The following is a 21,131-nucleotide window of genomic DNA, read 5'->3' on the forward strand; positions in this document are numbered from 1 at the left end:
CGGCCACGCCGGGGCCGCCGGCCCCCGACTGCGATTCGGCGCGGAACACCTCCAGCACGTCCTCCAACGTCAGCGGCTCGAAGTACAACCGGTCGGCAGTGTCGTAGTCAGTGGACACCGTCTCTGGGTTGCAGTTGACCATCACGGTCTCAAAACCTGCCCGGCTCAACGTGGTTGCCGCATGCACGCAGCTGTAGTCGAATTCGATACCCTGTCCGATCCGGTTCGGCCCGGAGCCCAGGATCAGCACCTTGGGCTTGGAGGTCTGCGGCGCCACCTCGGTTTCGGCGGCCGGATCGAGCTCGAAGGTGCTGTAGTGGTAAGGCGTTTTGGCCTCGAACTCCGCGGCGCAGGTGTCGACGGTCTTGAACACCGGGTGGATGCCCAACCGGTCGCGCAGCAGTCGGACCCCGCGTTCCCCCGCCAATTCCGGTCGCAGCGAAGCGATCTGACGATCCGACAAGCCGCTGTATTTGCACCGCCGCAGCAGGTCCGCGTCCAGTACGGGGCCGCGGACCACTTCGGCGCGCAGCGCCACCAGCCCGTTGATCTGCTCGACGAACCACGGATCGACACCGGAGGCCTGCACCACCTGCTCTACAGTCGCACCGAGTCGCAGCGCCAGTTCGACGTCGTAGAGCCGTCCCTCGTTCGGGGTGCGCAGCCGGTTCAGCGCAGCGTCTTTCGGGCTGTCCACGCCGTCCTGTTCGGGGTCCGGGACCGTCCAGAACCCGGCCCGTTCGGTCTCCAGCGACCGCATCACCTTGCCGAGCGCCTCGATGAAGTTTCGGCCCAGCGCCATCGCCTCGCCCACCGACTTCATCGTGGTGGTCAGCGTCGGATCGGCGCCGGGGAACTTCTCGAACGCGAACCTCGGCACTTTGACCACCACGTAGTCCAGGGTCGGCTCGAAGCAGGCCGGCGTTGCCATGGTGATGTCGTTGAGGATCTCGTCGAGGGTGTAACCGATGGCCAGTTTGGCGGCGATCTTGGCGATCGGAAATCCGGTGGCCTTGGACGCCAGCGCGCTCGACCGCGACACCCGCGGGTTCATCTCGACGACGATGAGCCGCCCGTCGGCCGGGTTGACCGCGAACTGGATGTTGCAGCCTCCGGTGTCGACACCAACCTCGCGCAGGATCGCGATGGCCAGATCGCGCATCCGCTGATACTCCCGGTCGGTCAGGGTCATCGCCGGTGCAACAGTCACCGAGTCGCCGGTGTGCACCCCCATCGGGTCGACGTTCTCGATCGAGCACACCACCACCACGTTGTCGTGGCCGTCGCGCATCAGCTCGAGCTCGAATTCCTTCCAGCCGTAGATGGATTCCTCGATCAGCACGTTCGCGCTGGGCGAGGCGGCCAGCCCGTCGCCGGCCATCCGGTTCACCTCGTCGAGGGTGCGGGCCATGCCCGAGCCCAGGCCGCCCATGGTGAAGGACGGCCGAACGACGACAGGCAGCCCGAGTTCGCCGACGGTCTCTTTGACTTCGGCCATGGTGAAACACACCCTCGACCGAGCGGACTCGCCGCCCACGTACGCGACGATGTCCTTGAACCGCTGCCGGTCCTCACCACGCTGGATAGCCTCGAAATCCGCACCGATCAGCTCGACGCCGTAACGGTCCAGCACACCGTTGGCGTGCAGTGCGACAGCGGTGTTCAACGCGGTCTGCCCGCCCAGGGTGGCCAGCAGCGCGTCGATTCTGTTGCCGCGCTCCGCCTGCTGGGCGATGATCCGCTCGACGAACGCCGGCGTGATCGGCTCGATGTAGGTGTGGTCGGCGTACTCGGGATCGGTCATGATGGTCGCCGGATTGGAGTTGACCAGGCTGACCTGCAGGCCCTCGGCCTTGAGCACCCGGCAGGCCTGGGTGCCGGAGTAGTCGAACTCGCAGGCCTGCCCGATCACGATCGGCCCGGATCCGATCACCAGCACGTGGTTGACATCGGTGCGGCGAGGCATGCTAGCGCTCCCCCTTTGGGGGGGGGCTGCGTGTTTGTGCCCCCCTCCGCGTCGGGTCGGGCGGCCCAACACCGGCCCGCCCGCGCCGAAGGTTTCCATCAGGTCGACGAACTGGTCGAACAGGTACTCCGCGTCGTGCGGGCCGGCTGCGGCCTCGGGGTGGTACTGCACCGAGAACGCCCGGCCTCTAACGAGCTTGACACCCTCCACCACGCCGTCGTTGGCGCAGGTGTGGCTCATCACCGCCGGACCGAAGTCGGTATCAAACCGTTGGCCGGCCTCACCCTCCAGCGCGAAACCGTGGTTCTGCGCGGTGATCGCCACCCTTCCGGTGGCGTGGTCGATCACCGGGATGTTGATGCCCCGGTGGCCGAAAACCATCTTGTAGGTGGATAACCCCAGTGCACGGCCCAGTATCTGGTTGCCGAAACAGATTCCGAACAAAGGGATTCCGGCATCCAGCACCTTGCGGGTCAGCGTCACCAGCTGATCGGCGGCGGCCGGGTCGCCGGGGCCGTTGGACAGGAACACACCGTCCGGCTTGAGCTGCGCGATCTGACCGAACGTCGTCGACGACGGCAGCACGTGGCTGCGGATTCCGCGCCGGGCGAAGTTGCGCGGGGTGTTGGTTTTGATCCCCAGATCCAGCGCGACCACCGTGAACCGATGCCCCCCATCGGGTTCCACCACGTACCCGGTCTCGGTGCTGACCTGACCGGTCAGGTCCGCACCGAGCATCGGCGGCTGACCGCGGACCCGGGACAGCAGCTCGTCCAGGTCCACGGGGTCGGCGAGGGCGTCACCGGAGAACACCCCCGCCTTCATCGAGCCGCGGCTGCGCAGGTGGCGCACCACCGTCCGGGTGTCGATGCCCGCTACCCCGACGATGTGCTGACGGACCAACTCGTCTTCCAGCGTGGAAGTGGCCCGCCAATTCGAGGCGCGCGGCGATGGGTCGCGCACCGCGTAGCCGGCGACCCAGATACGCTCGCCCCTGCTTTCGGCGTCTTCGAGATTCCAGCCGGTGTTGCCGATCTGCGGGGCGGTCGCCACCACGATCTGACGGTGATAACTGGGGTCGGTGAGCGTCTCCTGGTATCCGGACATGCCGGTGCAAAACACTGCCTCCCCGAGGGTTTGGCCGACGCTGCCGAACTGCCTTCCGGTGAAGATGCGGCCATCCTCGAGAACCAGTACGGCGCGGTTGTTCGAGGCGGTCACCGCTGCTCCTGATCAACCCAGCGCGCATAGTCGCCACGGTCGTCAGCCCGGAACCCGGTGTCGATCTCGGCGCCCGACGGCAGCCGCCACCGGATCGCCAGCACTTCCCCTTGCTTGGCCGCGGGGATGGTCTTGCCGACGCTGCCGCGTTCGGTGCGGATCGCGACGACGCGATCAGCTGGAATCCAGATCGGCCGAGCGGTGCTGCGCTGCACCATGATGCCCTCTGGGTAGCCAGTCAGCACCGCCTTGGTCCGATAGCCCAGATCGCCGACGACGACCCGGTCGTTCCAGCTGGAGACGAACGTGCAGCCGACGTACCTGCCGCGGCTGGGTGCGACGGTCGGTGGCCCCACCGTGTCAGGGACCGCGGGCAGTGTGCCGATCAGGCTGGCCTGCCGCTGCGCGCGGCGCCGCCAGCCGCGCGTCGCCAGAAAGATCGTCAGCCCGATCAGCACCACCAGCACTGCGGCGAAGACCAACGACCCGACCAGCGTGCCGGTGTTCACGCCGGGCACTTCCCGTCCCGGGCGGTGACCTTGCCGCGCAACAGCGTTGCGGTCACCGTGACGGGCAGCGTCATCGACTCGTACGGTGTGTTGGCCGACCGGCTGGCCAGCTGCGCCCCGGCGACCATCCAGCTGGCGTCGGCGTCCACCACAGTCAGGTTGGCCGGTTCGCCCACCTGCAGCGGCCGACCATGGCCGGGCAGGCGTGCGATGCGGGCCGGGTTCTCGCTCATCACCCGCGCCACGTCGCGCCAGCTCAGCAAGCCCGGCATCACCATGGTGGCCGCCACCACCGACAGCGCGGTCTGCAGCCCGAGCATGCCGGGGCGGGCGGCGGCGAACTCGCAGACCTTCTCGTGTTCGGCGTGCGGAGCGTGGTCGGTGGCCACGCAGTCGATCACACCGTCGGCCAGCGCGCGGCGCAGTGCCTGTGCGTCGGTGGCCTCCCGCAGCGGCGGGTTGACCCGGTTGACACCGTCATAGCTCGCCAGTCGGCGATCGTCGAGCAGCAGGTGATGCGGCGTGACCTCCGCGGTGATCGAAATTCCTTGGCCCTTGGCCCATTTGAGGATCTCCACCGTGCCGGCGGTGGACGCGTGGCAGATGTGCAACCGGGCGCCGGCGTCGCGGGCCAGCAGCGCGTCGCGGGCAACGATGGACTCCTCGGCGGCGCGCGGCCAGCCGCACAAGCCCAGCCGGGCGGCATTGGGTCCCTCGTGGGCGACCGCGCCGACGGTCAGCCGCGGCTCCTCGGCGTGCTGGGCGATCAGCGCCCCCAGGCCGGTGGCGTACTCCAGCGCGCGGCGCATCACCAACGGGTCGGCCACGCAGACACCGTCGTCGGAGAAGATCCGCACGCCGGCGGTGCCGGCGGCCATCATGCCCATCTCGGTGAGCTCGGCCCCGACCAGCCCGACGGTGACCGCGCCGACCGGGTGCACGTCGACCAGGCCGACCTGCTGGCCGCGGTGCCAGACGTGGTCGGTGACCACCGGATTGTCGGCGACCGGAGTGGTGTTGGCCATCGCGAACACCGCGGTGTAGCCGCCAAGGGCCGCCGCCGCCGAACCGGTTTCGATGTCCTCGGCGTATTCCCGGCCGGGTTCGCGCAGGTGGGTGTGCAGATCCACCAGGCCGGGCAACAGCACCTGCCCGGTCGCGTCGATGACGTCTGCGGTGTCCGGAACCCTCAGGCCGGGTGCTATCTCGGCGATCTGGCCTTCCCGGCCTGCAGAGCCGACCAGTACGTCCACCTGCTCACCCTCGCCGTAGCACCGCACTCCGCGGATCAGTACGCTCACCCGGCCGCCTCCTCCTCGGCGCCCGACTGGGCACCCATCAGCAGATGGAACAGCACCGCCATCCGCACATGCACGCCGTTGGAGACCTGTTGCAGCACCGCCGACTGCGAGGAGTCGGCCACCGACGAGGCGATCTCCATGCCGCGTAGCATCGGCCCGGGGTGCAGCACCGCCGCGTGTCCGGGCAGCATCGCCTGACGCCGGCGGGACAGCCCGTAGCGCACCGAGTACTCGCGTGCCGACGGGAAAAAGCCACCGGTCATCCGCTCCGCCTGCACCCGCAGCATCAGCAGCGCGTCGGCGGCCGGCAGTTCCGCATCGAAGTCGTGCGACACCGTCACCGGCCACTGCGCGGTCCCGAACGGCAGCAGCGTCGGCGGGGCGACCAGCACCACCTCGGCACCCAGGGTGGCCAGCAACATGACGTTGGAGCGGGCCACCCGGCTGTGCAGGATGTCGCCGACAATGACGACGCGCCTACCGTCGATGCCCCCGAGCCGCTGCCGGAGCGTCAGCGCGTCCAGCAGCGCCTGGGTGGGGTGCTCGTGGGTGCCATCGCCGGCGTTGATCACCGAAGGGCCGGTTTTCGTTTCGCCGCAAGTCCATTCGGCCAGCAGGTGCGCCGCGCCCGACGCCGGGTGGCGGATGACCAGCGCGTCGGCGCCGGCGGCCCGCAAGGTGAGCGCGGTGTCGCGCAGCGACTCCCCTTTGCCGACCGAGGATCCGGTGGCGCTGACGTTGATCACGTCGGCGCTCATCCACTTGCCGGCGACCTCGAACGACACCCGGGTGCGGGTGGAGTTCTCATAGAACATGGTGATCACCGTGCGGCCGCGCAGCGTCGGCAGCTTGCGGACCTGGCGGCCAACCAGAGCCTGCGCGAACCGGTCGGCGTCGTCGAGGATCGTGGTGGCGTCGTCGCGGGACAGGTCGCCGGCGGCCAGCAGATGCCTGGTCATTGCGCTATCACCACCGCGTCGCGGCCGTCGTGTTCGCGCAGCAGCACGTGCACGCTTTCGCTGCGCGCGGTCGGCACATTCTTGCCCACATAGTCGGCCCGCACCGGCAGTTCGCGGTGCCCGCGGTCCACCAGCACCGCCAACTGCACGGCCCGCGGCCGGCCCAGATCCCGCAGTGCGTCCAGCGCCGAACGCACCGACCGTCCGGAGTAGAGCACGTCGTCGACCAGGATGACCAGCGCGTCATCGATGCCGCCCGCCGGAATGGAGGTGGTCTCCAGTGGGCGGGGCGGCTTGTGCATCAGGTCGTCGCGGTACAGCGTGATATCCAGCGCGCCGTGCGCGACCTCGCAGGGCCGATCGCCGCAGAATTCGCCGATCTTGGCGGCCAGCCGCTCGGCCAGGCTGACACCGCGGGTCGGGATGCCCAGCAACACCACCCGCTGGCCTTCGCTGCCGGCCTCGTCGAGGGCCGTCTTTTCGATGATCTGATGGGCGATGCGGGAAATGGTGCGCCCGACGTCGGCCGGGGACATCAATTCCCGGTCGGTGCTGGCCTTACCGACAGCGCCCATGCGAGACCGCGGGACCTCCTTCTCCGCCTCACCGGACGGATCGTTAAAGGATGTCGAACTCTCCGGCAGCCTAACACCTGCCCAGCGCTGCGCGGCGATGCCGCCCGCGCCAGACTGCGGACCGTACGACCGGACCTACCGCGCGCTGGGGCTCTAACGGTTATGGTGCGTTCGCGCCGTTGGCTCCGGGCGTGCCGGGGGTGCCGTCGGCGCCGCCGTTGCCCCCGGTGCCGCCGTTCTCGCCGACCGCCTTGTCGGCGCCACCGTTGCCGCCGCTGCCACCGGTGCCGCCGCTGCCGTCGCCCTGCGGACCGACCTGGCCGCCGTCGCCGCCGGTGCCGCCGTTGCCGCCGGCCCCGCCGTCGCCGGTGGAGGTCGCGTTGCCGCCGTTACCGCCGGTGCCACCGTTGCCGCCGGCCCCGCCGTTGGCGGTGGCGGTGCCTTCGCCGCCGTTGCCGCCGTTGCCGCCGTCGCCGCCGTCGCCGCCGTTGTAGGACGTGTCGGCGGACCCGGATCCGCTCGTGGAACTGCCACTCGAGGGCGGGAAGTAGTCGCTGCCCTGGTGGCCGCCGGCCCCGCCGTCGCCGCCGTTGCCGCCGATACCCGCATCGCCGGTCCCGCCGTTGCCCCCGTTGCCGCCGACCCCCGTGACGCTACCCGCGCCGCCGGTGCCGCCGTTGCCGCCGGTGCCGCCGTGCAGACCGGTTCCGCCGTTGCCGCCGGTACCGCCCGGACCGTTGCTGCTGTCGCCGCCCGTGCCGCCGGCACCGCCGGTGCTGCCGTCGCCGATACCGCCACCACCGTTGCCGCCGGCGGCTGCCGGATCGCTGCCGTTGCCGGCGGCGCCGTCACCGCCCGTACCGCCGGTACCGCCGTCGACACCATCGCCGCCCAAGCCGCCCCGGCCGCCGGTGGCTAAACCGCCGGCACCCCCGTCGCCGCCGTTGCCCCCGTCTCCGTCGGTGCCGGCCCCGCCGCCACCGCCGCCACCGCCGCCGGACGCAATCCCGGGTGTGATAACGGACCCGGTTGAGTTGGCCTGGCCGCCCTGGCCGCCCTGGCCGCCCTGGCCGCCCTGGCCGGCGATGCCGCTGCCGCTGGTGCCGCCGTCACCGCCGTCACCGCCGGTGCCGCCGTGGCCACCCAAGAACCCGCCGGTTCCGCCGGCGCCGCCGTTACCGCCGTATCCGGCGACCGCGCCACCGGCGCCGTCGCCGCCGTCGCCGCCGGCGCCGCCGCCCGCTCCGTCGCGAGCGAGGCTCAACCCTGTGCCGCCGTCACCGCCGTCGCCGCCATCGCCGGCGGTGCCGGCCGTGCCGTTGGCGTCGCCGCCGTCGCCGCCGGCACCGCCGCCCCCCGCGGCGGCGAAGAGGCCGCCGCTGCCGTCGCCGCCGTTGCCGCCGTCGCCGGCGGTGCCGCCATCGCCGGTGACGGCGCCGCCGTCGCCGCCGGCACCGCCGGCGGCGCCGTCTCCGATGACGATGTTGGCGACGAGGCTGTTGATCTGGCTGTTGCTGCCGGCCTGGCTGAATTCATCGGAGAGATTCTGGAAATCCGTGGTCGACTTTCCGGTAGCGATGCCGACCTGCTCGAGGGCCTTGCCCAGCGCGTCGGCCGAGCCCGCCAGGCCGGCGAATGATCCGCCGCCCCCACCGTCGCCGCCGTCGCCGGCGGCGCTGCCGGTACCGACGGCTGCGCCGCCGTCACCGCCGTCGCCGCCGGTGTCGGCATGACCACCGCCGAAGAAACCGCCGATACCGCCGATACCGCCGTTGCCGCCCGCGCCGCCCTCGCTGTCGGTGCCGGTGGCCGCGCCGCCGTCGCCGCCGTGGCCGCCCACGGCTCCGGTGCCGCCGAACAGCATGCCGCCGAGGCCGCCGATCCCGCCGACACCACCGGCGCCGCCGGTGCTGTCATCGCCGCTGGCGGCGCCACCGACGCCGCCGTCACCGGCCTGACCACCCGTGCCGCCGAAAATCGCGATGCTGGGGCCGCCGATGCCACCGGCACCGCCGGCACCGCCGGCGCTGTGGTCGCCCACGGCCGCCCCGCCCGCCCCGCCATGCCCGCCGGCTCCGGCAGCGCTGCCGGCGATGGACACGGTGACTCCGCCGACACCGCCGGCACCGCCGGCGCCGCCGAAGCTGTCGGTGCCGTTGGCGTCACCGCCGGCGCCGCCGCTGCCGGCGGCGCCGCCGATGCTGCCGGCCACTGAGACACTGGCGCCGCCGTTGCCGCCGGCGCCGCCCGCACCGCCCAGGCCGCCGCCGCCGTTGGCGTCACCACCGGCGCCGCCGGCACCGCCGATGCCGCCTACGATGCCACCGAACCGGCTGACGGTCAGGCCGCCGATCCCTCCGTCGCCGCCGTTGCCACCGGTCAGGCCGGTACCGCCGGCCCCGCCGGCCCCGCCGTCGCCGCCGATGCTCAGCAGGTCGTGGTCGTGGCTCCCGCCGCCGGCACCGCCGTCGCCGCCGTTGCCGCCCACTCCGTCGGTGTTGACCGCTGCACCGCCAACCCCGCCGTTGCCGCCATTGCCGCCGACGCCGAAGAGCTGCCCGGCGTCGCCGCCGGCGCCGCCGTTACCGCCGTTACCGCCGGCCAGGCCGGCGCCCCCGGCGCCGCCGTCGCCCCCGATGCCGAACAGCACTCCGCTGTTGCCGCCGGCGCCGCCGTCGGCCCCGGCACCACCGTCACCGCCCGCCCCTCCGTTGCCGAAGAGTCCGGCCGCACCACCGTTGCCGCCGTCCACCCCGGCCGTGTCAGCGCTGTACCCGGCTCCGCCGTCGCCGAAGAGCCAGCCGCCAGCGCCGCCGTTGGGATCCGCGGCTGTCCCGACGCTGCCGTTGCAGATCGCGCCACACGAGTCACCGAAGGCAAGCAACGGGTTGATCGCCTTGTCGAACTGCTCACCGACCGAACTGTTTATCCAGTTCTCCATGCCGGTGTGCAGCTGCAGATAGGCCTCCCGGCCGAAATCGACGAGCCCCGCCATCAGACTGCCGGTCCCGCCAGCCCCCAACGGAGCCACGGCAGCGTCACCGCTGTGACCCGCCGGACCGAACAGGCCGTCGATCCAGTGCGAGGTGCCGGCGAGCAAGCCATCAAGGGCCGCGGCAGGGCCGGCACCAATCGAGTCGGCCGGCCCACCGGCTGGCAGATCAGCCTGGCCCGCGGCCGACGGATCGAGCAAGGTGAGCCAACTGGCGGGATCAACCAGATCCTCCAGACCGAAGTCGGCGCTGGCCGAAGGAGCATTGGCCAGTGGGCTCAGCCCCAGCGCCAACAGCGCCCCGGCAGACGTTCCCAGCGCGACGGCCCGCCGACGTGCCGCGGCGGTGACGCCACGACGGTTCGCTACAGCGGCTCGTTGCCGATCGGGCATCTACGCACCTTATCCTCGCGGGTGAGTCCTGCTGCCGGTGTGGTCGCGTAGTCGAGACTGTACCAAAATTCAAGCCAACGAAAAAATGACAGATAGCTGTGAGAATACTCCATGAAATGCTGCCAAGATGCTTTCGGCGAACGAACCCACCCATCGATCAGCGCACCTCGACAACGCCGCTGGGGGCGAATCGGCCAGCGCCGCATCGAACGTGATCGGCCCACCGTAGCGAACCGCCACCGCGATCACGACACCGACAGCACGGTCTGCGGCCGCCGTTTACCCTGAGCCGGTGAGCCTCGACGACAACCAGGCCTCCATCCGGGAAGCGTGCGACGCCGGATTGCTCGCGGGGGCGGTCACCGTGGTCTGGCGAAGCGGCGACGTGTTGCAGGTCAACGAGATCGGCTGCCGGGATGTCGATGCGGGCCTGCCGATGCGGCGGGACACGCTGTTCCGGATCGCGTCGATGACCAAACCGGTTACCGTGGCCGCGGCGATGAGCCTGGTCGACGAGGGCAAGCTGGCGTTGCACGACCCGGTGACGCGGTGGCTGCCGGAGTTCACCGCGATGACGGTCCTCGACGACCCGAGCGGCCCGTTGGACCGCACCCACCCGGCCCGCCGGGAGATCCTGGTGGAGGATCTGCTGACCCACCGCAGCGGCCTCGGCTACGGTTTCACCGTCGACGGGCCGATCGCGCAGGCCTATCTGCGGCTGCCGTTCCGGGACGGGCCGAACGCCTGGCTGGCGGCGCTGGCCGCGCTGCCGCTGGTGTGCCAGCCGGGCGAGCGGGTGCTCTACGGCCAGTCCATCGACGTGCTGGGCGTGCTGCTGTCCCGGATCGAGGACAAGCCGGTCGACCGGGTGCTCTTTGACCGGGTGCTTGCCCCGCTGGGCATGACCGACACCGGGTTCTTCGTCCCGGCTTCCAAACGGCACCGAGCGGCGGTCATGTACCGCCTCGACGACGACCGGCTGCGTGACGACGTGATGGGCCCACCGGCTGACACCCTGCCGAGGTTCCCCAACTCCGGGGGCGGGCTGTGGTCGACCGCCGACGATTATCTGCGGTTCGCGCAGATGCTGCTGGCCGACGGCGCGTTCGCTGGCGTGCGGGTGCTCTCCGCCGAGTCGGCGCGGCTGATGCGCACCGACCTGCTCACCGACGAGCAGAAGCGCCATCCGTTTCTGGGTGCCCCGTTCTGGGTCGGCCGCGGGTTCGGGCTGAACCTGTCGGTGGTGACCGATCCGGCGAAATCGGTGCCGTTGTTCGGGCCGGGCGGGGCAGGTACCTTCAGCTGGCCGGGCGCCTACGGGACGTGGTGGCAGGCCGATCCGGCCGCGGATCTGATCCTGCTCTACTTCGTGCAGAACCATCCGACACTGGCCCCGGATGCCGCCGCCAGAGCAGCCGAGGTGGCCGGCAACACGTCGCGCGCCCGGCTGCAGTCGGTGCAACCGAAGTTCGTCTACCGGACCTACCGCGCGCTGGGGCTCTAGCGGTCTTGCGACCAGTGCCGGGCTGATCAACCCCCGGCATGTTGCCACAGCGCCAGGCGCGCCAGCGCCGCCTCGGTGAACACCGACAGCCCGAGATCCGGGTTGTAACCGTGGATCTCCTTGACGTCGAGCTCGGCCAGGAAATACAGGATTTCCTTGGACACCACCTGGCCGGGGACCAGCACCGGGAATCCCGGCGGATACGGCACCACGAAGGTGGTGGACACCAGGGTCTTGCCGTCGGCGACCCGCCGCCCGGCCTCGCCGAGGAGCAGGTGCTCGCGGTTGGACTCCTCGTAGCCGGCGTAGAAGGCCGACCGCATGTCGCCGAACGCGCCGGGTCCGGGGCGAAACGCGGCGTCGAACTCGCTGAAGTCGGGCAGCGGCGGCAGGTCCTCGGTGATCTCGCTGACCTGGCGCTGCCGCAGGGCGGAATCATCGCGACTGGCCTCGCTTCGATCGCGATCCAGGTCGAGGGCGATCCGGCGCAGCACATCGAGCAGGTAGTGCACGCTCGACCAGGTGACGCCGATGGTGAAGATCAACAACACGGAATTGATCGAGGTCTTGTTGATCTGGATGCCGAACTGGTCCATCAGGATCTTGACCCGGAAGTCGTTGCCGGTCATCCCGGTCTTGCCGATGAACAGGCTGACCCGGGTCGGGTCGAGCACGAACTGATCGGAGCGCCATGCCTCGTTCCACTCCGCCAGAGCACCCTGGCGGACCTGCCGGTAGGAGCTGACCGCCGACGCCCGGAACTCGCCAGGCACCAGGTCGGCCTCGTCGAGGATGCGGAACCACCTGCTGATCAGCCGGTCCTTGCGGACCCGGTGGCGAAACACCAGTGCCATGTTGTAGACATCGCGGACCAACTGGAACCCCTCGATGTCGACCTGCCGGCGCGCCAGGTCCAGCGAGGCCAGCAGTTGCTGGTTCGGCGATGTCGAGGTGTGGGACAAAAACGCCTCGGTGAATGCCTCGCGGCTGTGCTGGAAATCCTGGTCGCGGATGTGGACCATCGACGCTTGCCGCAGTGCCGACAGCGACTTGTGGGTGGAGTGGGTCGCATACACCCGCACCCGGGCCCGCTGCGGGTCGGCAAACAGCCGTCGGTTGGCCCACTCCGCACGCTCGCCGTCCATCGCCGCCTGCCACTGCCGGTACCGTTCGGCGTACTCGGGTGAGGCCAGCATGGTTTCGAGTTGCTCGGCGGCCACCATGGCGGTGCGCTGTCGCGCCCAGGGCACCGCTGCGGCGAACGCGTACCAGGCCTCGTCCCACAGGAAGCAGATGTCCGGCTTGATCGCCAGCACTTCCTCCATGACCCGCTGCGGGTTGTAGACGATCCCGTCGAAGGTGCAGTTGGTCAGCAGCAGCATCCGCACCCGGTCGAGCTGCCCGGCCTCCTGAAGGTCGAGCAGTGCCTTCTTGATGGTGCGCAGCGGCACCGCACCGTAGATCGCGAACGGCTCCACCGGATAGGCGTCCAGATACAGCGGATATGCTCCGGCCAGCACCAGGCCGTAGTGATGCGACTTGTGGCAGTTTCGGTCGATCAGCACGATGTCGCCCGGTCGGGTCAGTGCCTGCACAACGATCTTATTGGCGGTCGAGGTGCCGTTGGTGACGAAGTAGGTGTGGTCGGCGTTCCAGGTGATCGCGGCCCTGTCCATGGCCTCTCGGATGGTGCCGTGCGGCTCCAGCAACGAGTCCAGGCCGCCCGAGGTGGACGACGTCTCGGCCATGAAGATGTTGCGGCCGTAGAACTCGCCCATGTCCCGCAGCGACTTGGAGTTGAAGATACTGGCCCCCCGCGCGACGGGAAGGGCGTGGAACTGGCCGACCGGCTCCGCTGCGTAGGCCCGCAGTGCATCGAAATACGGTGTGGCGAATCGCTTCCGGATGCCCGCCAACACCGTGCTGTACAGGTCGGTGGCATCGTTGAGCCGGTAGAAGGTGCGGTCGTAGACGTCCGGCTCGTCCTCGGTCTCCGCGGCGATCGACTCGTCGGTGAGCAGATACAGGTCGATGTGCGGCCGCAACTCCCTGATCCACTCGCCGCACTCGGACGCGTCATGGCCGCAGTCGGCGGCCACCGCGCAGTTGTTGGCGCCGAGCAACGTCGTCATCATCGGCACCCGGTCGTGAGACCGCAGTGGCAGGTCGTGGCGGATGATCGCGGCCTGAATCTCGCCGTTGAGGGCGGTTGCGGTGACCGCGTCCTCGACGCTGGAGACCACCAGCAGCTCGATCTGCACCTCATCGTCCGGGTTGCGCAGCGCCCGAAGGCTTTCCGCCAGGCTCTCCGGCGCCCCGGGTGGGGAATCGTCGGCGAGCAGGACGGTGTAGAACTGCTGGTGTCTGGCCTGTGCCACCAGCTCCTGATCGGTCAGCGGTGCAGCGATGTCGAACAGCGCCGCCCGGTCACCGTACTCGGAGAGCAGCCGCACCGCGAGCGACACCTGCTCGGTCAGTGACACGGTGGCCAGGCTGTCGAGGTATCCGCGGAATGCTTCCAGCCGTGGCGCACCGGGGAACAACCAATACCGCTCGTAGGAGCCGATCCGGTCCAGCAGGCGTTTCACCAGGGCCGCTTGGTGGGTGATGTCCAGCCCGGCCCGGTGAATCTCGGCGAGCTGGCGGCAGGCGTCGTCAAGCAGATTCCAGGTGTCGATGCGCGAATACGACGGGTTGGCCACCGCCGCCAACGCGGAAACCCGAAGCCGCCTCGGTCGCTCGCTCATATCGACAGTGTGGCCCGCGCCAGGTCAGTGTGTGGATGTTTCGCCGCCGCGGCGGCGCGATCGGCCACCAACCCGAACCCGTCGTGGTGCGTGACCTCGACTACGCGCGTGGATGATCGCGGCGCAGGGCGCGACGCGGACGCCACTGGGTAACCTCTGTCTTGTGATCGACACGATGGACCACCAGAAGCTGGACGCGAACAGACGTGAACGCTGACGGATACACGGCCGCGATCGCCGGCGCTCAGACGGCGCAGGATGCCTGCGACCGGCTCAACGCTGCGGGCCACCAGGCGACGGTACAGGACGAGTCGGTGCTCATCGACGCCGGCCAAGCGACAGCCAGTCCCTTCGAGGGCACCAACGTGATCGGTGATCGCTTTTATCTCTGGTGCATCCGCGACCAGGACGGTGAGCTGACCCGATGCGTCCCACGCGGGCCCAACGGGAGTTGTCCCCCTCGGCATTGACGCTGGCCCGCAATTCCTTTGCTGCGCCGGTACTCTGCGACGGCCTGGCCAGGTCATCGGTCCGGGTCGGGCGCGTGGTCGTCGCGGTCCGCTGCCCGCACCGCCGCTGAAGCCGCCCGGATCTGGGGTGTCACCAGCATCAGCTGGCCGAGCACGCCGTTGACGAAAGCGGGTGACTCATCGGTGGAGAGCTCCTTGGCCAGCTGCACCGCCTCGTCGACGGCGACCGGCTCGGGCACGTCGGCAGCGTGCAGCAACTCCCACACGGCCACCCGGAGGATGGCGCGGTCCACGGCCGGCAATCGCTGCAGCGTCCAGCCCTGCAGGTGCGAGGTGATCAGGTCGTCGAGGTGGGCGATGTGCTCGCTGACACCGCGTGCCACCGCGGCGGTGTAGTCGTGCAGCGGCGCCACCTCCGGCGTGACCGCGGCCAGCGCGGATCGGGTGTCCACCAACTCGGCCGGGGTCAGACCACGAGCCTCAGCCTCGAACAGCAGGCCCACCGCACGGTTGCGGGCCAGATGGCGTCCCCGCACCTGCCGTGCGGGCTTGGCCCGCCGTGACGGCTCAGCCGGTTCGGCTCCCCCACCAGCGGACATGGTCAGGTCCGGTTAAGCATTGACCCGGCCCAGGTAGCTGCCGTCGCGGGTGTCGACCTTCAGCTTGTCGCCGGTGTTGATGAACAGCGGCACGTTGATCTGCGCGCCGGTCTGCACCGTGGCCGGTTTGGTGCCGGCGCTGGACCGATCGCCCTGCAGGCCGGGCTCGGTGTGGGTGACCTCCAGTTCGACTGTCACCGGCAGGTCGATGTAGAGCGCAGTGCCGTTGTGGAACGCCACCTGCACCGCCATGCCCTCCAGCAGGTAGTTCGCCGCGTCGGCCACCAGTGACGCCGGCAGCGGGTGCTGCTCATAGTCCGCGCTGTCCATGAACACGAAGTCCGAGCCGTCGCGATACAGGTAGGTCGTGTCGCGGCGGTCCACCGTGGCGGTCTCCACCTTCACCCCCGCGTTGAAGGTCTTGTCGACCACCTTGCCGGACAGCACGTTTTTCAGCTTGGTGCGCACGAAGGCCGGTCCCTTGCCGGGTTTGACGTGCTGGAACTCGGTGATGTTCCACAGCTGGCCGTCGATCACCAGCACCAGTCCATTTTTGAAGTCTGCAGTTGTGGCCACGGTCTTCTATGTCTCCTCGAGGCTGGTCAGTTCAGTCAGTTCCTTGGGGAACTGGGTCAGCAATTCCGGGGGCTGCCCGGGGGTATGGGCTACGACAAGCGTGTCCTCGATGCGAACACCGCCACGACCGGGCAGATAGACGCCGGGTTCCACGGTGACCGCGGCGCCAGCAGGCAGTGTACCGTCTGCCGACGCGTTGATTCCGGGCGCTTCATGGATCCGCAGGCCCACCCCGTGGCCCAGACCGTGACCGAAGCAGTCTCCGTAACCGGCGTCGGCGATCACCCGGCGCGCGGCGGCGTCCACGTCGCGCAGGCCGGCGCCCGGCTGCAGCGCGACGCGGCCGGCCCGCTGCGCCTCGGCGACCAGCTGGTAGACCTCCCGCTGCCAGTCGGCCGCCGCACCCAGCACGAAGGTGCGGGTCATGTCGGAGTGATAACCGGCCACCAGCGCGCCGAAGTCGACCTTGACCAGGTCACCGGCGGCCAGCACCGCGTCGCCTGCCCGATGGTGCGGGATCGCCGAGTTCGCCCCCGTGGCCACGATCGTCTCGAAGGACGCCGCATCGGCGCCGTGGTCGAGCAGCAGGGACTCCAGGTCGCGGCTCACCTCACGTTCGGTGCGTGCCGGGCGCAGACCACCGCGCTCGATCAGGTCGGTCAGTGCGGCGTCGGCCGCTTCGCAGGCCAGCCGCAGCAGGGCCACCTCGCCTGCGTCTTTGACCGCGCGCAGTGCCTCCACCATGCCGGCCGCACGGATCAGCTCGATGCCGTCCGCCACCGCTAACGCCCCAGCCAGCGCGTCGAGTCCATCCACGGTGACCACGTGGCTTTCGAAGCCCAGCCGCCGCACCCCGCGCGAGCCGGCCCTTCCTACCAGATAGCTTCCACAGGCCCGATCGACGGCCACCTCCACGTCGGGCGCCTGCTGCGCGGCCTGGGTGCGATAGCGGCCGTCGGTCGCCAGCACGGCCGGTGAATCGTCGGCGTAGACCAGCAGCGCGCCGGCCGAGCCGGTGAACCCGGACAGATAACGCACGTTGACCAGGTCGCTGACCAGCATCGCGTCCAGGCCGGCGGCACCGATCCGGGCACGAAGATTGTCCCGCCGTGAGGAATGTGTCACGCCCTGTGACCGTACTCGCTACGCTGTGGCTTCATGAGTGACTGGTTACTGCGTGGATTGGCCTTCGCGGCGGCGATGGTCGGGCTCCGTCTGGTTCAGGGCGCGTTGATCAACACATGGCAGACGCGGGCCGGGTTGATCAGCACGGTGCTGATGGTGCTCTTCGTGATCGGCGTGCTGATCTGGGGGCTGCTCGACGGCCGCGACGACGCCACCGCCAATCCAGACCCGGACCGCCGCCAGGACCTGGCGATCACCTGGCTGGCCGCCGGACTGCCGGCCGGGGTGCTCAGCGGGGCCGTGACGTGGGTGATCTCGCTCGTCGACAAAGCGCTTTACGTCGGCGGGCTGCTCAACGAGCTGACCACGTTCGCGGCCTTCACTGCGCTCGCGGTGTTCCTGCCGGCCATGGGCGGGGTGGTGGCCGGTCGCGCGTTGGCCGACCGCCACTACGCGAAGGCGCCGCACCGGCACCACGGCCTGGCCGCCGAGCTCGACGGCCGGGCCGACACCGACGTGTTCGCAGCGGTCGGCGCCGGTGCGCCGGCGGAGGCTTCAGGGGCCCCCGCCGCCGCCGTCACAGAGGCGCCAACCGCCCCGAGCGGGGCGGCACCGGCCGCTGACTGGCCCACCGAAGAGTTCCCCGCAGATACCGAGCAGACCACGGCCAGCACCCCCGGGCCGAGTGAGGAGTCCACCGCCACGCTACCCACCGAGGACGACAAACCCGGTTATCAGAGCAGCTGAACCAGGTAGCGCAGCGCCAACAGGTAACCCTGCACCCCGAGCCCGACGATCACCCCGTTAGCAATCGGACTCACGTAGGAGTGTCGTCGAAAATCTTCTCGGGCATACACATTGGAGATGTGCACCTCGATCAACGGTGCGCGCAATTCCGTGCAGGCGTCGCGCAGAGCCACCGAAGTATGCGTCAAGCCACCGGCATTGAGAATAAGCGGCTCATCGGCGTCGGCGGCTCCGTGGATCCACTCCAGCAGCTGGGATTCGCTATCACTTTGCCGTACAACGACTTCCACACCAAGCTCGGCCGCTTCGTGTTCGATCATCAGCGTCAGGTCGTCGTGAGTGGTGTCGCCGTACACGTCGGGCTCGCGGTGGCCCAACCGTCCCAGGTTGGGGCCGTTGAGGACGTTGATCCGGTTCACTGTCTGGTCAATTCGAAACGCTTGCCCACTTCGGCGTACGCGGCCGCCAGCAGGGCCGGGTCGGGACCCTCCAGCCGGCCCGGCTTGGCCAGTCCGTCCAGGACGACGAACCGCAGCACACCGGCCCGGGTCTTCTTGTCCCCGGCCATGTATTCCAGCAGTGCCGGCAGCGCATTCTGGTAATAGCTGACCGGCAGGCCAAGGGAAGTCAGGATGCAGCGGTGCCGGTCGGCGGTTTCGTCGTCGAGCCGCCCGGCCATCCGCGCCAGCTCGGCAGCGAACACCAAACCCACCGACACGGCGTCGCCGTGTCGCCACTTGTACCGTTCCAGAGCCTCGATCGCGTGCGCCAGGGTGTGGCCATAGTTGAGGATTTCCCGCAGCTGCGATTCCTTCTCGTCGGTGGCAACCACCTCGGCCTTGACGGCCACCGCCCGCTGAATCAGTTCTCCGAGCACATCACCGGCCGGGTCCACCGCGGCCTTGGGGTCGGCTTCGATGAGCTCCAAAATCACCGGGTCGGCGATAAATCCGGCCTTCACCACTTCGGCCATCCCGGCCACGATCTCCCTGGGCGGCAATGTTTCCAGGGTGGCCAGGTCGACGACGACGGCCTGCGGCTGGTGGAACGCGCCGACCAGGTTCTTCCCGGCGTCGGTGTTGATACCGGTCTTGCCCCCGATCGCGGCATCGACCATTGCCAGGAGAGTGGTGGGCACGTGCACGATCGAGATGCCGCGCAGCCAAGTCGCCGCGGCGAAGCCGGCCACGTCGGTGGCGGCGCCGCCGCCCAGGCTGACCAACACATCCTTGCGGCCGACTCCGATTCGGCCCAGCACGTCCCAGATGAATCCCAGGACTGGCAGCTCCTTCCCGCCCTCGGCGTCCGGGATTTCGATTCGGTGAGCGTCAATACCCTTGTTTGACAAGTAATTGCGGATCGCTTCCGCGGTCTGCGTCAGTGTCGGCTGATACAGGATCGCGACCCGGTGCCGCCCGGCGAGCAGATCGGCCAGTTCACCGAGCAGACCGGTGCCGATCACCACCGGGTACGGCGGGTCGGTGGCCACCAAAACGGTGACGGGCTCGGCGATGTCGCTCACTTGCGTCCTCGGATCCGGTGCGCCGCCAGCGCGGCGGCAGTGGCGGGTGTGGCTGGTGACGATTGCGGTCGGGCCGGCAAAGCCGACGAGGCGCCCCTGAGGGCAGCAGTTGGGATTTTCGGTGCACCGGAAGCCAGCCTGGACACGATGTAGCGCACCACCGCCCGGGGGTTGCGCCGGTTGGTGTTCACCCGGATGGTCGCGGCACGGCGGTACAGGGGTACCCGATGGGTCATCAGTTCGCGGAACTTCTCGGCACGGCCTGCTTCGTCGGCTGTGGCCAGCAGCGGCCGCCCCGTGTTGCGGCCGGTGCGCCGAATCCCTTCGGCGGCGCCGATCTCCAGGAACACCACGGTGTGACCCGCCAGCGCGTCGCGCACTCCCGCGCTGGTGATGGCGCCGCCGCCCAGCGAAAGCACGCCGTCGTGGTCGGCCAGCGCGGCACGCACCACGTTCTCCTCGATACGGCGGAACTCCTGTTCGCCGTCGGTGGCGAAGATGTCGGCGATGGTGCGGCCGGTGGCAGCCTCGATGGCGGTATCGGTGTCGAGCATGTCGACGCCGAGCACTTGAGCCAGTCGCCGCCCGATCGTGGACTTGCCCGAGCCGGGCAAACCCACCAGTACCACCTTGGGTGCCATAAGGCAGCTACCCGGATCTCCGGGCCTGGTCGCCCGCCGGTTCCCGGTCGGCGACGCAGCGCCGGTATGCCTCGATGTTGCGCCGGGTTTCTGTCAGCGAGTCGCCGCCGAACTTCTCCAGCGCCGCGCGCGCCAGCACCAGCGCCACCATCGCCTCGGCCACAACCCCCGCGGCCGGCACCGCGCACACATCGGATCGCTGGTGGATGGCGACCGCCTCGTCGCCGGTGGCCATGTCGACGGTGGCCAGCGCACGCGGCACGGTGGAGATCGGCTTCATCGCCGCGCGCACCCGCAACGGCTGGCCGTTGGTCATCCCGCCCTCCAAGCCGCCGGCGCGGTTGGTGGAGCGGACCACACCGTCCGGGCCGGGGTACATCTCGTCGTGGGCGCGGCTGCCGCGACGACGGGCGGTGGCGAAGCCGTCACCGATCTCCACCCCTTTGATCGCCTGGATACCCATCACCGAGCCGGCCAGTTGACTGTCCAGCCGGTTGTCGCCGCTGGTGAACGAGCCCAGCCCGACCGGCAGTCCGGACACCACGACCTCTACCACCCCGCCCAGGGTGTCGCCGTCGGACTTGGCCGCCTCGATCTCGGCGATCATGTTCTGCTCGGTGGTCTTGTCGAAGGCCCGTACCGGACTCGCGTCGATGGCGACCAGGTCCCCCGGTTGTGGCGGCGGACCGTCGTACGACGCCGACGCCCCGATGGAGACCACATGGGAGAGCACCTGCACATCCAGCGCCTGGTTGAGAAACTCCCGGGCGACGGCACCGGCGGCGACCCGGGCGGCGGTCTCCCGGGCGCTGGCCCGCTCCAGCACCGGGCGGGCGTCGTCGAAGCCGTATTTGAGCATTCCGGCGTAGTCGGCGTGGCCGGGCCGCGGGCGGGTCAGCGGCGCGTTGCGAGCGCCGCCCTCGGTGCCCAGGGTCTCCGGGTCGACGGGGTCGGCAGCCATCACGGTCTCCCATTTCGGCCACTCGGTGTTGCCGATCTCGATGGCGATCGGACCGCCCAGTGTGATGCCGTGCCGCAACCCGCCGAGCACAGTCACCGCGTCGGCCTCGAACTTCATCCGGGCGCCGCGACCGTAACCGAGCCGGCGGCGGGCATGTTGAGCCGCGATGTCGGCGGTGGTGACAGCGACCCCGGCGACCATCCCCTCCACGACCGCGACCAGGGCGCGGCCGTGGGATTCACCGGCGGTGGTCCAACGCAGCACGTGTCCCATCTTCCCATGCTGGGTGCTGCGACCGGACCTGGCCGGCTGCCGCCGGCAGC

Annotated in this window: 17 protein-coding genes; 3 read left to right on the forward strand and 14 right to left on the reverse strand. The window is 69.8% G+C overall.

What is annotated here, in order from left to right; all coding sequences use genetic code 11:
* The 6 genes from carB to AC2VON_RS03850 form a co-directional block, all read right to left on the reverse strand.
* A partial coding sequence (gene carB, locus AC2VON_RS03825; protein ID WP_486951745.1) for a carbamoyl-phosphate synthase large subunit occupies positions 1 to 3,187 on the reverse strand: 3,187 nt, incomplete at its 3' end.
* The gene (locus AC2VON_RS03830; RefSeq protein ID WP_486951746.1) at positions 3,184 to 3,696 is read right to left on the reverse strand and encodes a PH-like domain-containing protein; all 513 of its coding nucleotides are present in this window, start codon (positions 3,694 to 3,696) and stop codon (positions 3,184 to 3,186) included. The genes carB and AC2VON_RS03830, both read right to left, overlap by 4 nt.
* Positions 3,693 to 4,997, reverse strand: coding sequence for a dihydroorotase (locus tag AC2VON_RS03835; RefSeq protein ID WP_486951747.1), 1,305 nt, complete (start codon positions 4,995 to 4,997; stop codon positions 3,693 to 3,695). Before AC2VON_RS03835 ends, AC2VON_RS03830 begins: the two co-directional genes overlap by 4 nt.
* Entirely contained in the window at positions 4,994 to 5,956 is a 963-nt protein-coding gene (locus AC2VON_RS03840) for an aspartate carbamoyltransferase catalytic subunit (RefSeq protein WP_486951748.1), read from the reverse strand. The genes AC2VON_RS03835 and AC2VON_RS03840 overlap by 4 nt, the downstream gene beginning before the upstream one ends.
* Complete coding sequence (gene pyrR, locus AC2VON_RS03845; protein ID WP_486951749.1) at positions 5,953 to 6,531, reverse strand: bifunctional pyr operon transcriptional regulator/uracil phosphoribosyltransferase PyrR; 579 nt, start codon at positions 6,529 to 6,531, stop codon at positions 5,953 to 5,955. The genes AC2VON_RS03840 and pyrR overlap by 4 nt, the downstream gene beginning before the upstream one ends.
* 160 nt (positions 6,532 to 6,691) lie before the next feature.
* Positions 6,692 to 9,916, reverse strand: a complete 3,225-nt coding sequence (locus tag AC2VON_RS03850; RefSeq protein ID WP_486951750.1) for a PGRS repeat-containing protein — start codon at positions 9,914 to 9,916, stop codon at positions 6,692 to 6,694.
* 292 nt (positions 9,917 to 10,208) lie between these two features.
* Between AC2VON_RS03850 and AC2VON_RS03855 the strand changes: the two genes are divergently transcribed.
* On the forward strand, positions 10,209 to 11,420 hold the full coding sequence (locus AC2VON_RS03855; RefSeq protein ID WP_486951751.1) for a serine hydrolase domain-containing protein: 1,212 nt from the start codon (positions 10,209 to 10,211) through the stop codon (positions 11,418 to 11,420).
* Between the two features lie 26 nt (positions 11,421 to 11,446).
* Here the strand turns inward: AC2VON_RS03855 and AC2VON_RS03860 are convergent, their stop codons facing one another.
* Entirely contained in the window at positions 11,447 to 14,167 is a 2,721-nt protein-coding gene (locus AC2VON_RS03860; protein WP_486951752.1) for an aminotransferase class I/II-fold pyridoxal phosphate-dependent enzyme, read from the reverse strand.
* A gap of 206 nt (positions 14,168 to 14,373) precedes the next feature.
* Between AC2VON_RS03860 and AC2VON_RS03865 the strand changes: the two genes are divergently transcribed.
* Positions 14,374 to 14,637: a hypothetical protein gene (locus tag AC2VON_RS03865; RefSeq protein WP_486951753.1), complete on the forward strand. Its 264-nt coding sequence runs from the start codon at positions 14,374 to 14,376 to the stop codon at positions 14,635 to 14,637.
* Between the two features lie 53 nt (positions 14,638 to 14,690).
* Here AC2VON_RS03865 and nusB read toward each other — a convergent pair whose 3' ends face one another.
* From nusB to AC2VON_RS03880, 3 genes are read right to left on the reverse strand one after another with little or no spacing between them, the layout of a single operon-like run.
* Positions 14,691 to 15,236 carry a transcription antitermination factor NusB gene (nusB, locus tag AC2VON_RS03870; protein WP_486951754.1) on the reverse strand — a complete coding sequence of 182 codons (546 nt, stop codon included), beginning with the start codon at positions 15,234 to 15,236 and terminating at the stop codon, positions 14,691 to 14,693.
* A gap of 12 nt (positions 15,237 to 15,248) precedes the next feature.
* The gene (gene efp, locus AC2VON_RS03875) at positions 15,249 to 15,812 is read right to left on the reverse strand and encodes an elongation factor P (RefSeq protein WP_486951755.1); all 564 of its coding nucleotides are present in this window, start codon (positions 15,810 to 15,812) and stop codon (positions 15,249 to 15,251) included.
* 6 nt (positions 15,813 to 15,818) lie between these two features.
* Positions 15,819 to 16,937, reverse strand: coding sequence for a M24 family metallopeptidase (locus tag AC2VON_RS03880; RefSeq protein ID WP_486951756.1), 1,119 nt, complete (start codon positions 16,935 to 16,937; stop codon positions 15,819 to 15,821).
* 33 nt (positions 16,938 to 16,970) lie between these two features.
* Here AC2VON_RS03880 and AC2VON_RS03885 point away from each other — a divergent pair, with 33 nt between their 5' ends.
* A complete protein-coding gene (locus AC2VON_RS03885; protein ID WP_486951757.1) occupies positions 16,971 to 17,684 on the forward strand; it encodes a B-4DMT family transporter in 714 nt (237 codons plus the stop codon).
* Here AC2VON_RS03885 and aroQ read toward each other — a convergent pair.
* From aroQ to aroC, 4 genes are read right to left on the reverse strand one after another with little or no spacing between them, the layout of a single operon-like run.
* Complete coding sequence (aroQ, locus tag AC2VON_RS03890; RefSeq protein WP_486951758.1) at positions 17,672 to 18,103, reverse strand: type II 3-dehydroquinate dehydratase; 432 nt, start codon at positions 18,101 to 18,103, stop codon at positions 17,672 to 17,674. The genes AC2VON_RS03885 and aroQ overlap by 13 nt on opposite strands.
* Entirely contained in the window at positions 18,100 to 19,206 is a 1,107-nt protein-coding gene (gene aroB / locus AC2VON_RS03895) for a 3-dehydroquinate synthase (protein ID WP_486951759.1), read from the reverse strand. The genes aroQ and aroB overlap by 4 nt, the downstream gene beginning before the upstream one ends.
* Positions 19,203 to 19,847: a shikimate kinase gene (locus AC2VON_RS03900; RefSeq protein ID WP_486951760.1), complete on the reverse strand. Its 645-nt coding sequence runs from the start codon at positions 19,845 to 19,847 to the stop codon at positions 19,203 to 19,205. The genes aroB and AC2VON_RS03900 overlap by 4 nt, the downstream gene beginning before the upstream one ends.
* 7 nt (positions 19,848 to 19,854) lie before the next feature.
* Positions 19,855 to 21,072, reverse strand: coding sequence for a chorismate synthase (gene aroC / locus AC2VON_RS03905; RefSeq protein WP_486951761.1), 1,218 nt, complete (start codon positions 21,070 to 21,072; stop codon positions 19,855 to 19,857).
* Positions 21,073 to 21,131 lie beyond the last annotated feature (59 nt).

Source organism: Mycobacterium sp. TH-M82, assembly GCF_057473605.1.

What these genes read in the sequence shown, in the direction of transcription:
- AC2VON_RS03840 (WP_486951748.1), bottom strand. Translation starts at nt 5,956, where the DNA reads ATGACCAGGCATCTGCTGGCCGCCGGCGACCTGTCCCGCGACGACGCC.
- pyrR (WP_486951749.1), bottom strand. Translation starts at nt 6,531, where the DNA reads ATGGGCGCTGTCGGTAAGGCCAGCACCGACCGGGAATTGATGTCCCCG.
- AC2VON_RS03850 (WP_486951750.1), bottom strand. Translation starts at nt 9,916, where the DNA reads ATGCCCGATCGGCAACGAGCCGCTGTAGCGAACCGTCGTGGCGTCACC.
- AC2VON_RS03860 (WP_486951752.1), bottom strand. Translation starts at nt 14,167, where the DNA reads ATGAGCGAGCGACCGAGGCGGCTTCGGGTTTCCGCGTTGGCGGCGGTG.
- nusB (WP_486951754.1), bottom strand. Translation starts at nt 15,236, where the DNA reads ATGTCCGCTGGTGGGGGAGCCGAACCGGCTGAGCCGTCACGGCGGGCC.
- AC2VON_RS03885 (WP_486951757.1), top strand. Translation starts at nt 16,971, where the DNA reads ATGAGTGACTGGTTACTGCGTGGATTGGCCTTCGCGGCGGCGATGGTC.
- AC2VON_RS03900 (WP_486951760.1), bottom strand. Translation starts at nt 19,847, where the DNA reads ATGGCACCCAAGGTGGTACTGGTGGGTTTGCCCGGCTCGGGCAAGTCC.